This is a genomic window from Sphingobacterium sp. G1-14, from assembly GCF_002196555.1.
Taxonomy (GTDB): domain Bacteria; phylum Bacteroidota; class Bacteroidia; order Sphingobacteriales; family Sphingobacteriaceae; genus Sphingobacterium; species Sphingobacterium siyangense.
This window is the reverse complement of the sequence record NZ_CP021381.1, coordinates 360,537-372,784: the sequence shown is the minus strand read 5'-3', so window position 1 is coordinate 372,784 and position 12,248 is coordinate 360,537. Positions and strand designations below refer to the sequence as shown.

Genomic DNA, 12,248 nt, shown 5'->3' with positions numbered 1-12,248 from the left:
GGCTACAACCTCATTCAAGATCATAGCCATTTACGTAAAATTTAGTTAGAAACACTCTCAACAGTGAACATCCCAGCTGTATCACTGCTACCGTTACCACCGAGATTATCAACAAACTTCACCATTTCCACTGCAGAATGAATACTAGGCACAGCATTGTTGGCACCCAATGTAATGGTATTCGTTTTCCCGCTTAAGAGCTTATCGAAATCCGCCTTGATATTAATCTGTGGTACACTTTTTCCAACAGTAACTAAGGAAGGTAAATTCAACGTAATATCCCGATAAGCATCTACCCCCTGTTTATAAGTGGATTCATCACCATTTGTTCCGTTGATCGTACTTCCAGTGTGAATAGATAACTCTTTATGATCTGCATCATAAAAGCCTTCCAATTTCGTAAATCGGTAACCTGTCCCCCATTCCCAGTGCATTTTGGTGTCATTAGCCCCAGCTGTTGCATAGAAAACTGGGAATCTCAGTTGATCCAATGTATTTATTTCCTGTTTTACCCCCAAACCGAATTTGATCTGTTTATACTCGCCAACGGGTATATTACTCAGTACATAATTTAAAGTTGCTGCTTTCGCCTGATCAATTACTGTAGCCCCTTTATCCAGGTCATTTACATTATAAGGGATCTCCGATCCATCGGCTTTAATAAGCCTGATATTACTAATTACATACTTCAGCTCAGAAAACTGATGCAGTTGTCCACTGGCTGATGTATTTGTTGAGGCAGCTGGTGAATCTGCACTACCCAGCACAATTGTTGTATTTTTAAATGTATTGTTGAAATGTAAGTTAACACTGTTGGCGACATCTTCACTTTTGCTACAAGAAACCATAACCAAAGAAATCATCAGGAGCTTAATTGCATTGTTTATCATTTTATTCTAAGTTTTAAGGTATTTAAAAATTGATTTTTAAGGATGTAAAAATATTCCTACCCATGCGTGGTATATTTCCCCAATCTGCATAGGTACTATAGTATTCATTGAAGAGGTTCTCCGCACCGACCTGAAACATTGCATTCAATTTTCCAATAGTGAAGGTATAGTCTGCCGAAACATTCCATATCTTATAGGATGCAGTTTGGTCCTCTCCGTATTCAGGGCTAAAATTGACCTGGCTAAAGTCCCCGTTCATTGAAGTTTGCACACCGATCATTTTGTATCTGTAATGCAGTGATGTTTGATAACTTAAGGGACGTATAAAAGGCAGGTTTCCGCCCATATTGTCTTGCCCTCTGGCATAGGTAAGTACGACTTTCCAATCTAGGCTTGGCAAAATTTGATATTGCGCATTGAGTGCCAGGTTAAACAGAGTCGCATGATCTAAAGAGGTATAGCCTTTCACACCTACCGATTGATAGTTCATCGGGCTACCCAAACTCAAAATCCGGCCAATAATGTAGTCTTGGATAAAGAAATAATTGGCCTTGGCCCCAATGCTTAACTTTCCGGTCTTAAATCCGGCACTGGCATTGGCTTCATAAGAGACTTCATTTTTTAAATCCGGATTTCCGATATAGTCATAACGATCGAAACTGTTGTAAATGTAATAACCATACGCTTCCGAAACAGAAGGAGCACGATGCCCAAACCCTGTTCCTAGGGAAAAGTCAAACTGACCAATATTTAACTGATAACTAGCATGTAGGCTCGGAAGAATTCTATTTTTCTTCTGTGGAGAACCAGGATGGAAGATCCAATTGAATTCAACGTATTTCGAATAGTTATAGTTCAAACCCAATGAACCTCCAAAGACAAGTCTACTGATATCAGAAAGATCTAACGCGTTATTAATGGCTACACTCGCAAAACGGGTGGTCACCCATGGCCAGCTATAGGCAAACATGGTCTGTTTGGATCGATCCTGCGGATACATGCGCATCTCAGCTATCGAGAGATTATCGTAAGCATTTACCTGTATTTCCGAAGAATAGCGATCTTTCTGCAGATTAATTTTAGATAAAAGACCATAGGTCGTACTCCAGCCTGGCATATCCATATGAACCAAATTTTCCGGACGGGTCGTATCATCCATATAGTGCTCAACTGCATTAAAATAAACTTTGGTGTCCCATACTTTTACCAAGCCCTCTTCAAACAACTGTTTGTATGCAGCGGAAGTGATAATCGCTCTGGATAAGGATAAGTCCATTGGCAAAGCAGGAAATCCCACATCTTTTGCGCGATCAAAAATAGCATCAACCCTAACAGCAGAAAGCGGACTTGTTTTATAGGCCAAGCCCAACGACGCATTGAATTTATTATATTGCGAATGCCGTACTTCATCGTCATTTCCATCGTAATAATTTCCAGCCTTCCGAAAGGCAATACTTCCATCTGCCACAAATTTGTCACTTGAGTAATATAAATTCCCAAGATTGAAAGTCTGCTTATTATTGAATTCAAAACCTGTCTGATAGGCTCCGCCAATTTTTTTCTGCAGGCCAAACGCGGTATTCCTTCTTTTTAGATCTATACTGCCAGCGACCGTAGCACCATGCAGATTACCTTCCTGCCCCGATTTAATATCTATTGCAGCAAGGTTATTACTTTCTACATACGAGGTTATCGGGTCCATTTTATCCGTACATGCTCCAAAGACATGCATCCCATCGATCGTAATTGTCGAACGCTCGCTACTCATATTATTGAGCAGGGGTTCCCAAGCATAGGCACCACGTTTTATGAAGCTGATATTACTTGCAGAAGCCAAATATTCATCCACAGAAACTGTCATCTTCAGATCGTTTTCAATCCTCTTTTTGGCAGCTGCATTGACTGTAACCTCGGCTAGACGTCTCGTTGTATCGCGGGTAACAGGATTGTTTTGTCCGTGTACGTTCCATCCCAAAGACAACATAAAGAGAATAATACTTATCTTCCTCATAGCCTCTAGAATAGAATATCAATGTATAACTCACTTTTACGACCTTCTACACCCGGTGTAAAGTCCTTGGGCACCTCTGTTCCTGCTATTACCCTTCCATTTTGGTTGACCAAAATAAAATTCAATGTCCAGTTACCTGTCATTGTGTAATTCACAACACCATGGTACAATCCGTCGGCCTGTTGTACCAAGTCCTTATTATTGGGCGAAGAATGGTTCCCCATCGAAGGTTCTGGCATACGCGGATCCAATTGTAAGGTATATCCATTGACCGCCGTATAAGACAATTGTGCAGCGTCCAACTTATAAATCCCGGCGACCAGTTTATTTTCAGAAACAGTTGGTTTCCAAGGAGCAATCAAGGCGATTAAATACTGTTCGCCATCTTTCCCAGTGAAAGTGGTTAGGTTACGATTTTTATTTACCTGCGGCTTCACAGTTACATGTTGTGTAGCGGTGAAGGTCTGACCACCAATTGTAAAATCGATTTCCAAACTCCAGTTTACTGCTGCAGAACTTTCATCTGTAAACACACTGTAACCCGAAAAGTAGCGACCATCCAACGTGTAGTCCATTTCGGACTGGTGCGGACAAACAATTTTCATTCCTTGCACATTGGTTTGGACTGGAAGCAATTTGACTGAGGAAACGGCGACAGGTTCGTTATTTTGCTGCTTATTGATTATTACGCGGATATCATTATAACCGCGGTACAATACCCCCCCTAGAGCCTCAATACGAATACTATACCCTGACGAAACAAGGCTTGTAACCTCTTTAAACTCCGTATTCTCCGCTACAGTATTTCCACGTTCTGCCTCATAGTCTGTTTTCTCCTTTGTACAAGCGATTAGGAGAAAGGATATAATCGCGCTATAAAAAACCACTTTTTTTATAAATAAATCTCTCATCTATAATTTTTCATTTGTTAGGAAGCTATCCGATTTATTGCGTGAGCTCCGGAACTCAGGCAATAAATCAAAATGATATCCTATTGTGACGAACGGATATATTTCATCGTAATAGATGCGCTCCATTCAACTTCTAGCGAAATGAAACCATCATACTGATATTAAACAGATTATTAGCTATTATCAATATTCAAATGATTCGGATCCACACCGCGATGTAGCCCAAATAATTAAGAAGGTTTCATTGAAATAAATCGTTATTGAATAAATAGCTTAACCGAAAGATCGATTTTATGGACAAAGCATCACTAAAAGCAGTTTCACAGCGAAATTATAACGCGAAGGAAATCTTAGCATACCTTGTAATCCATCTTAAGTGATCGACTACTTAATCAAATAAAATATTAACTGGATTTAAACCAAAGGGGGGTGAAATATTGTAAAGATGGGATTATAGGAATAATCTTCTTTATATACTGGAAGCAGGCGCTCCACAGTGTCTTCATAAAGAGCCGTGTTTTTAAAAGTAAAATCTTGCGTATTATTTATAAAAACAACATCAATAATACGTAATTCAAGATTTTTTTGTTCCTTTTCCTCATGCTCGCGCATTTTCTTCATCAAAATACACTGGCCTCGACAGGCAAGCGCATTATCGTTAAAACGATTGATACATTCGTAACGTGCGATATAATCTCGATTCAACTCGAAGACGGTCCATAGCCATACCGTTGAGAAGCTCTGCAGGAGCATCAAGGGTAATAGAATCCATATAAACAGTCTGATTTTCATTCGAATATTTTATTCTCAATAGCAGCTTACATCCTTAAGATTACTTCTTTATCTTGTAAACTTACCAAATCGAGCTCATGCTAATTCGTTTTGAGTTTGGGCAAATATAACAAATGAATCTTGGAATAAACAAATGCTATTTAAAAGAAAAAGTCCTAGGCAGACTACTACCTAGGACTTATAAAACTCAATTTTAATTATTTTGATGCAATTGTCAAAACAGCTTTCTTATTGCCGGCAGTTAAATCCAATGTAAAAACATAGGTTTTACCTGCCTCTAAAACTTTGCCCGTTTTGATACCCAGATTGCCTGAATCACGACCATTCTTGCCATCCCCCACAAAGACGATATCATTTGAGGTTGTCACATCTGTACCCCCAAATTCACCGCCCCATCCTTTTTGATGGAAAAATTTGAAGTTGATGTTATCAGAATTTATGGACTCTCCTGCCTTAACAGTTATCTGGTATTTCTTGTTACCTAGCGGCACCAAACAAAGTGCTTTATCCGTATTCCAGCCCACTTGGTTACTGGATACTTTAGGCTTTCCAATTCCCTCACCAATAATCCAGACAGCCCCAGATCCATCATCTTGGAGTTTTGCCAAATCATTGCCTGTCATCGCCTCAACTACAAAGTATTTTAAGTTAAAGTCTGCGGTAACACGGTATTTTCCAGTTGATCCTTTAAACGATAGGGTTCCATCGGCCGCTTTGGTAAAGAAATCTGGATCGATCCACCAATCTTGCAGATCCGCAATCCCTTCAAAAGTCGTCGTTTTCCCTTGGGCCAGTTCGAGTTCAACTTTAGCATGTTTATCATCCAGTCGACTGAACTGCGATCCATTTAGCAGTACAACAATAAATGGAGATGCCTGAAATGTTAATGTATTAAATTGAATCGGGTATACACCAGAAGTCGAATTTGAAAAAGGAATTTCAGCGGTAGACCCCAAGTTAATAACATTATTGACCCAACCAAAATTCATCGCATTACCTTGTGTACCTACTTTTGGCGCTTGAATATAGCCTTTTACCTCAGCTGCAAAATTTTCTTTTGCCGCATATTGGTTTCGCCCTACCTTTTCCATGCGATAGGATTTGGATTCTGTGACTAAAGTTAAATATGGAAAGTCGGGTCTGCTCAGATTAATATCAAAAGATTGTTCGGTCATTTTTTGGCTAATATTCTGTACGACAAACTTAAGGGTTGCTTTTCCATCGGGAATATCTTTCAAGAACGGAACATAAATCTTTCCAGCATAGTCTCCATTTTGTTTGGTACGGATAACGGTTTCTGTTACCTTGTCGTCTGTAAAATACAATTGTGCTTTAACAGTAGACAGCGCAACTTCACTATCCGACACATGGACCTGAAACTCGAGACTATCCCCAAAATTTGCAGCCGAGATAGGCGATTTCAATTCGATTTTAGGATCCCCTATTTGATAGGTATATTTTTCATCCTTTTTACAGGAACTAACTGCAGTAATAGCAGCAGTTCCCAATAGTATATTGATGAGATATCTTTTCATTTGTTCATAATTTATGCGCTATCAATGTGATAGCGCTTAGGGTTTATCATCCTCCAGTTAATAGGTCCAACGGTAAGAAACAACCGATTTAGCTGGCACATCATAGCTAAAATGATGTTTACCGTCTGCGACGGTAATTTTACGGCTATCTTCCGACTCGTTTAACAGAACAATAGCGTAGGTCCCATCTGTATTTTGAAAGGCTGTATAAACTAACCCTTCTGCTGTATACCCAGAAGTACCAATCCGCGAGGCTCCTGATTTGACAACCGAAGAAAGATGACCAACAATATAGTAATGCGAATTGCGCGTTATATTCTTATAATTTGCCTTACTAATATCCACGGCGCCATAACATGTCTGACAGCCACCTTCGCGATTTGGCCCTTTGTCAGTATCAAGCATCAGGTTCCATACAATAACCCCCTTACTCCAATTGTTCACTGTACCGAGAGCCACTTCACGCATATCCTCCATCAAACGTTTTTCAAGATTGCGTCCATCATTCCATTCCCCAATGGATGTTTCCGTAAATACCAATTCCTTGTCTGGGCGTTGATTATGAATATCAATAAGTTCAGCTTTATCCCCACCATAATTATGGTACGCCGCTCCGGCGAAGAATGAAGCCGCTCCGGCATCGTTATAAATCTTTACTGGGTAATCAGACTGATCGGCAATATTATCATAGTTATAATTATGATCAAATGCATAGATCTTTGTTGATAAGTTAGCCGCTTTTAATTGCGGGCCCAAAGCTTGTTTGACAAAAGCCTGTTGTTCCTGCCATGACATATAAAGCGAAGCGGAATTTTTTCTATTCAATGGTTCATTTTGAACAGTAATCGAATAAACATTAATGCCTTCTTTCTTCAGTGCCTGGATCCATTGAACGAAATACCAACCATAGTCCTGATAATATTTTGGATTTAACTGACCACTGGTCCATGAATCAAAGGGCTTTAAATCAGTTAGGTTGTTAACCTTCATCCATTTCGGTGGAGTCCATGGGGAGCCCATGATTTTTATGGATGGATTGATAGCAAGTATTTCTTTAAGCACCGGAATGATATATTGGGTCTCTTCAGACTGCAATCCAAAATTTTCCTTTCCTTCTTTGTCCCAACAGGTATATTCACTCAAAGAGAAGTCGGAACATCCAATAGCAATACGGATATAGTTCATTCCCATTCCATCTTTATCTGAAAAAGTCTCTGTAAGGAATTTTGTCCGATCTTCCTTACTCATTTTCATTAAATTATAACATGTTGAGCCTGTGATGGCTGCACCGAAGCCGTCCATCGTCTGGAATTTCTTAGTAGGATCTAGCGTAATTGTATTGGGCGACATATTAAATTTGGAGCTGAAATCAACAAAGCGCTTTCCAAAATCCAAAGACCGACTGCCTGTCGTCGTATAAATGGTAACATCACCACTTTTTTTAATTTCATCACCTTGCGAAGGTGTATAGCTGTCACGGTTACAAGATGTTGCCGTCACTAGACAGGACAACAAGAATGTATATATCATAGTTTTTTTATTATTACGTTTCATCTGTTAATATATTTGTCTCCATCCATCAGATGGGGGATTCCACTTGTTAAATCAATTAATACCCCGGATTCTGAACTAGATTAGGATTCTGATCAATTTTTGGTTGCGGAATCGGTAAACGGTAAGAGTTCTTCGTGAAGGGATACACCTGTGCCTTTCTTCCAGCGTCTTTTGCATAGACCGCATTCATGACAGATTCCACCTTGTCCAAGCGCACAAGATCGAACCAGCGTTGTCCTTCGAAGGCTAATTCCAGACGACGTTCTTTCAAATAAGCATCTAATAAAGCATCCTTATTTGAACGTATCGCAGTTGACAATTTTGGTAATTTAACACGTGTGCGAATTTTGTCAATAATGTCTGCTGCGCCGGACAAATCTGATCCCTGTTGAATTAAAGCTTCTGCCTTAAGCAATAAAAGATCTGCGTAACGAAGCTTGACAATACTATTAAATGCAGAACGTAATTTAAACATGAATGGATAATGGTTTGACGGATAATAGTTGCTCCAAGTAGTGGAATAATAAACAATAGATTGCCCCAAACGAACCTGGTCCCCTTCATTCGTATATGCTTGTATCAAATCCCGTGATGGGGTTATCCATTTTGCCCATGTGAAGTTATTATCATAATTGGACAAATCCCGTCCAAACATCCAAGTCGCCCAGTTACCTCCACCTGAAGTAAACTGTGCCTCCAAAATCGATTCTTTCGTATTCCGTTGCGCAAGATCGGTGTTGCTTGCATTCATTGCATATAAATCCGAGTAATTGGTATTCAGATCAAAACCATCCGCAGTCAATGCGTCAACAAATTGAATAACCTTAGCATAATCGCGAATTGGTTTTTCGGCATAGATCTTTGCCAGCATAGCTCGTGCTACGGATTTGGTAAATAAAGTTTTATTCCCATTATTGTTGGCTGGTGCATCAGCCAATCCATCCATCAAATCTTTTTCGATCTGCTTATAAGCTTCTTCTTCGGTAGCTTGTTTTGGAAAATATTGCGGATAAACTTCATTGACATTATCACCGGTAATATCGGGTGCAATTGTGGTGATGACAGGGATAGATCCGAATATACGGACCATATCAAACATCGCCAATGCTCTGAATAGTTTAGCTTGTGCTTTATAAGTCCTAATTTCTGTATCGCTCACCGATTTATCGGCGACACTATCCACATAAATGATCAATCGATTTGCACGTCCAACATCTTCCAGATATCTTCCCCAATCCCGGTCAACCACAGAATTAGACCCTTCAATAGAATTATTTTCAAAAGGTACAACTTCCGCTCCGGTTGTTCCAGCATAGGAATTATCGGCGTGCGAATCGCCAATCAAGAGGAGGTCGAGATACCAATGTTCCTGCCGATCTTTCATCTGCTGGTAAATTCCGGCCAAATAAGTTTCAACTTCGGCTTTGTTCTTGAAAACAATCTGCGTTCCTGTCTCTGTCTTTCCTTGACTAACATCCGAATAATCTGAAAGTGGATCACGGTTCAAAGAGCAAGAAAATAAAAACAAAGAGCCGGTTAGCAAAGAAAGAGCGTTACTTATATATTTTTTCATGATACAGACAATTAAAACTCAATATTAAGACCTAAAACAAATGAACGATTCTGTGGATAGGTTCCCCAATCAATACCCTGGATTCTAGACTCAGATCCAGCAGAGAACTGGTTTACTTCGGGATCCATACCGGAATATTTAGTCAAGGTAAACAGATTACTTACAGATAGATAAGGCTGAATTTTATGGATACCAATACGTTTCAGTCTCTCGGGAGAAATGGAATAGCCTAGGGAAACATTTTTCATCCGCAAATAACTACCATCTTCAACAAAATAAGTTGAATTTTTCATGTCAAACCCAGCTTTCGGAACGTTGGTAATCTGTCCCGGTACACGCCAACGATCCAATACAACAGTAGTTTGATTTCGGCCATCATACATCCCCTCTGTTTCCATGCGGCTCGCATTGAAGATATCGTTTCCGTAAGTTCCCTGAATAAATATACTGAGGTCGAAATTTTTCCAGGAGAAGCTGTTTGTCATACCATAGACAAACTTTGGAAGAGGATTACCGATATATGTGCGGTCGCTCGATGAAATCTTTCCATCGCCATTCAAGTCGCGGTAAATGAGCTCGCCGGTTTCAGGGTTTACACCATCAGAGATATAACCGAAGAATCCTGCAAGTGATCTTCCTGGCTCATTCTTCACTACAAAATCATTGACATAATCGTTTGTCTTTACATCGTAGTACACTTGTTGTAGATCCAGTTGTTTCAGTTTATTTCTGTTAAAAGAAATATTAAAATCGGTATTCCAAGTCAAGTTTCCGGTCAGATTTTTTGAATTTACCGCAAATTCAAAACCATGGTTGTTCAGTCGGCCGCCATTTCTTTGGATTGTGGTTGCTTGCTGTCCTGCGGGCAAGCTTGCATTCATTAAAAGATCTTTCGTATCCTTGTTGTAATAATCTGCACTGATCGTCAGTCTATTGCTCAACATGGTGATATCAAAACCAATACTGGTTGTGCTTGTCGTTTCCCAAGTCAAATCTTTCGCCCTTAAGATTGTTGGTTTATTGATATTTGGCAATGAATTGTCTTTTCCCTCAACGAACCACTGTTGACGTTGGATCCCACTTAACTGCAGGTACGCATAATCACCTAATCCATATTGATTACCTGTCTGTCCCCATCCGCCTCGTATTTTAAAGTCGTTTATCCAGGTTATATCTTTCATAAAATCTTCGGAAGAGATTCTCCATGCAGCTGAAACCGATGGGAAATATCCCCAGCGACGTTCCGGACTCAACTTTGAAGAACCATCGGCACGCATATTTGCGGTCAATAAATACTTGCCGTCATAGTTATACATTGCGCGTGCGAAATAGGACATAATCCCCCAATTGGATGCTGTAGATCCAGTTCTATCCCAAGAGATTTTATTTGCAGCATTGAGTGTTTCAATGATTCCATTTGCATAGTTTGAACCATAGATATAGCTTCTGGAGTACTTGGAATCCGTCCATGACGAACCGCCCATTACTTCCAAATTATGCTTTCCAAAGCTCTTCGTGTACGTCAAGAAATTGTCCCAAGTCAACACGGTATTTGTATTACGAATATCTGAAGCCTCCCCGAATTGGTTTCTTCCCCAAGCTGTTGTCCAAGGGTCCAAAAAGGTGGTCATCACACCTGATCTTCTATCCAATGAAAACGCAGTCTTCCAAGTTAAATTAGGCATAAAAGAAACCAGTGCACTTCCTGTGGCAACAAGTCGGTTTTCGCGGTTATTATTATTTCTTGTCCGGGCTAGGTTTTCCAAAGGACTGGTGATGTTGTTGATCCCATAGAAATTATTATAGAATCGATCCGGATTGGTTGGATCCCATACAGGCGCGTAGGTTGGTGTTGTAATCACCGATGTAACTACGCCCCCACGATTAGAACCCAATCCTGAGGTAATTCCATTATCATTGTTATCGGAATAATTGATATTCGCATTTACCTTTAGCCATTTTCGGACTTGATTATCAATATTAGCACGAAAATTATATCGTCTAAAGAAGGATCCCTGTAATGTTCCTTTTTCGTTCAAATATCCCCCACCCAAATAATAGCGAAGCTTCTCATTGCCATCCGAGACGGATATTTGATGATTTTGTTGGATCCCCGTCTTATAGGTTTCTTTAAACCAATCTGTTTGATCCAACAATCCCTCTGGCAGATTTATCATACCTATTTCATCCTGTAAATCTTTGTATTGACTGGTATTTAAAACTTTAACCGTGTTATTGACAACATTGGCTGTCCATTGTGTTCCCAGCGTAATTTTTGCTTCTCCGGCTTTCCCTGATTTTGTCGTAACCAAGATAACACCGTTCGAACCACGCGAGCCGTAGATCGCTGCCGATGACGCGTCCTTTAGAATTTGAATATCCGTGATATCATTAGGAGACAAGAACTTAATATCTTCCACAGGAACTCCATCAACAACATACAAAGGAGTGGTATTACTATTAAAAGACGTTATTCCGCGAATTTGTATCTGAGGTGCTGCACCTGGCTGACCACTCGGCTGAATAACAGTGACCCCAGCAGCTTTACCTTGAATGGCTTGCCCAAAATTAGTAACGGGTCTCTTTTCTAAGTCTTTGGTGGAAACTGAAGAGATTGCAGTCGTGACATCTTTTCTTTTCACGCTACCATAACCGATTACAATAACATCCTCCAGCAAATTGGTTGAGGAATTTAATTGGACAATCATGGTACTGTTGGCGGGTAGTTCTTTACTGTCGTAGCCAACAAAAGTAAATTGGAGTATACTGCCCGTGCTAGCTGAAATTTGAAAACGTCCATCTCCGTTACTGGAGACTGCGTTATTACTTCCTTTTTGTGTAATGGTTACTCCAGAGAGTGGTTTCTGATCTTGGGCATCCAAGACACGTCCACTAACTTGAATTCGGTCTTGGGCAAACACCAAATTCACCAAAGTAAACAAGAAAGCTAACCCCATTGAAAAGGCAACTTTTCGTGTAAAG

At 40.0% G+C, this 12,248-nt stretch carries 8 protein-coding genes; all 8 read right to left on the bottom strand.

Going from position 1 to position 12,248, the window contains the following annotated elements:
- Positions 1-41: 41 nt before the first annotated feature.
- A complete protein-coding gene (locus CBM24_RS01570; RefSeq protein WP_088159985.1) occupies positions 42-890 on the bottom strand; it encodes an MbnP family protein in 849 nt (282 codons plus the stop codon).
- A gap of 22 nt (positions 891-912) precedes the next feature.
- Entirely contained in the window at positions 913-2,901 is a 1,989-nt protein-coding gene (locus CBM24_RS01565; protein WP_088159984.1) for a TonB-dependent receptor plug domain-containing protein, read from the bottom strand.
- A 5-nt stretch (positions 2,902-2,906) separates the two neighbouring features.
- A complete protein-coding gene (locus CBM24_RS01560; RefSeq protein WP_232475661.1) occupies positions 2,907-3,812 on the bottom strand; it encodes a hypothetical protein in 906 nt (301 codons plus the stop codon).
- 414 nt (positions 3,813-4,226) lie between these two features.
- Positions 4,227-4,604: a hypothetical protein gene (locus CBM24_RS01555; RefSeq protein WP_075990767.1), complete on the bottom strand. Its 378-nt coding sequence runs from the start codon at positions 4,602-4,604 to the stop codon at positions 4,227-4,229.
- A gap of 197 nt (positions 4,605-4,801) precedes the next feature.
- Entirely contained in the window at positions 4,802-6,139 is a 1,338-nt protein-coding gene (locus CBM24_RS01550) for a DUF5125 domain-containing protein (RefSeq protein ID WP_088159983.1), read from the bottom strand.
- A 57-nt stretch (positions 6,140-6,196) separates the two neighbouring features.
- The gene (locus CBM24_RS01545) at positions 6,197-7,669 is read right to left on the bottom strand and encodes a glycoside hydrolase family 30 protein (protein ID WP_232475660.1); all 1,473 of its coding nucleotides are present in this window, start codon (positions 7,667-7,669) and stop codon (positions 6,197-6,199) included.
- Positions 7,670-7,748: 79 nt separating this feature from the next.
- A complete protein-coding gene (locus CBM24_RS01540) occupies positions 7,749-9,266 on the bottom strand; it encodes a RagB/SusD family nutrient uptake outer membrane protein (protein ID WP_088159981.1) in 1,518 nt (505 codons plus the stop codon).
- A gap of 11 nt (positions 9,267-9,277) precedes the next feature.
- A complete protein-coding gene (locus CBM24_RS01535) occupies positions 9,278-12,223 on the bottom strand; it encodes a SusC/RagA family TonB-linked outer membrane protein (protein WP_232475659.1) in 2,946 nt (981 codons plus the stop codon).
- Positions 12,224-12,248 lie beyond the last annotated feature (25 nt).

Excerpts from the sequence above, each read along its gene's own strand:
- CBM24_RS01540 (WP_088159981.1), bottom strand. The coding sequence starts at position 9,266 with ATGAAAAAATATATAAGTAACGCTCTTTCTTTGCTAACCGGCTCTTTG.
- CBM24_RS01545 (WP_232475660.1), bottom strand. The coding sequence starts at position 7,669 with ATGATATATACATTCTTGTTGTCCTGTCTAGTGACGGCAACATCTTGT.
- CBM24_RS01555 (WP_075990767.1), bottom strand. The coding sequence starts at position 4,604 with ATGAAAATCAGACTGTTTATATGGATTCTATTACCCTTGATGCTCCTG.
- CBM24_RS01560 (WP_232475661.1), bottom strand. The coding sequence starts at position 3,812 with ATGAGAGATTTATTTATAAAAAAAGTGGTTTTTTATAGCGCGATTATA.
- CBM24_RS01535 (WP_232475659.1), bottom strand. The coding sequence starts at position 12,223 with ATGGGGTTAGCTTTCTTGTTTACTTTGGTGAATTTGGTGTTTGCCCAA.
- CBM24_RS01565 (WP_088159984.1), bottom strand. The coding sequence starts at position 2,901 with ATGAGGAAGATAAGTATTATTCTCTTTATGTTGTCTTTGGGATGGAAC.
- CBM24_RS01550 (WP_088159983.1), bottom strand. The coding sequence starts at position 6,139 with ATGAAAAGATATCTCATCAATATACTATTGGGAACTGCTGCTATTACT.
- CBM24_RS01570 (WP_088159985.1), bottom strand. The coding sequence starts at position 890 with ATGATAAACAATGCAATTAAGCTCCTGATGATTTCTTTGGTTATGGTT.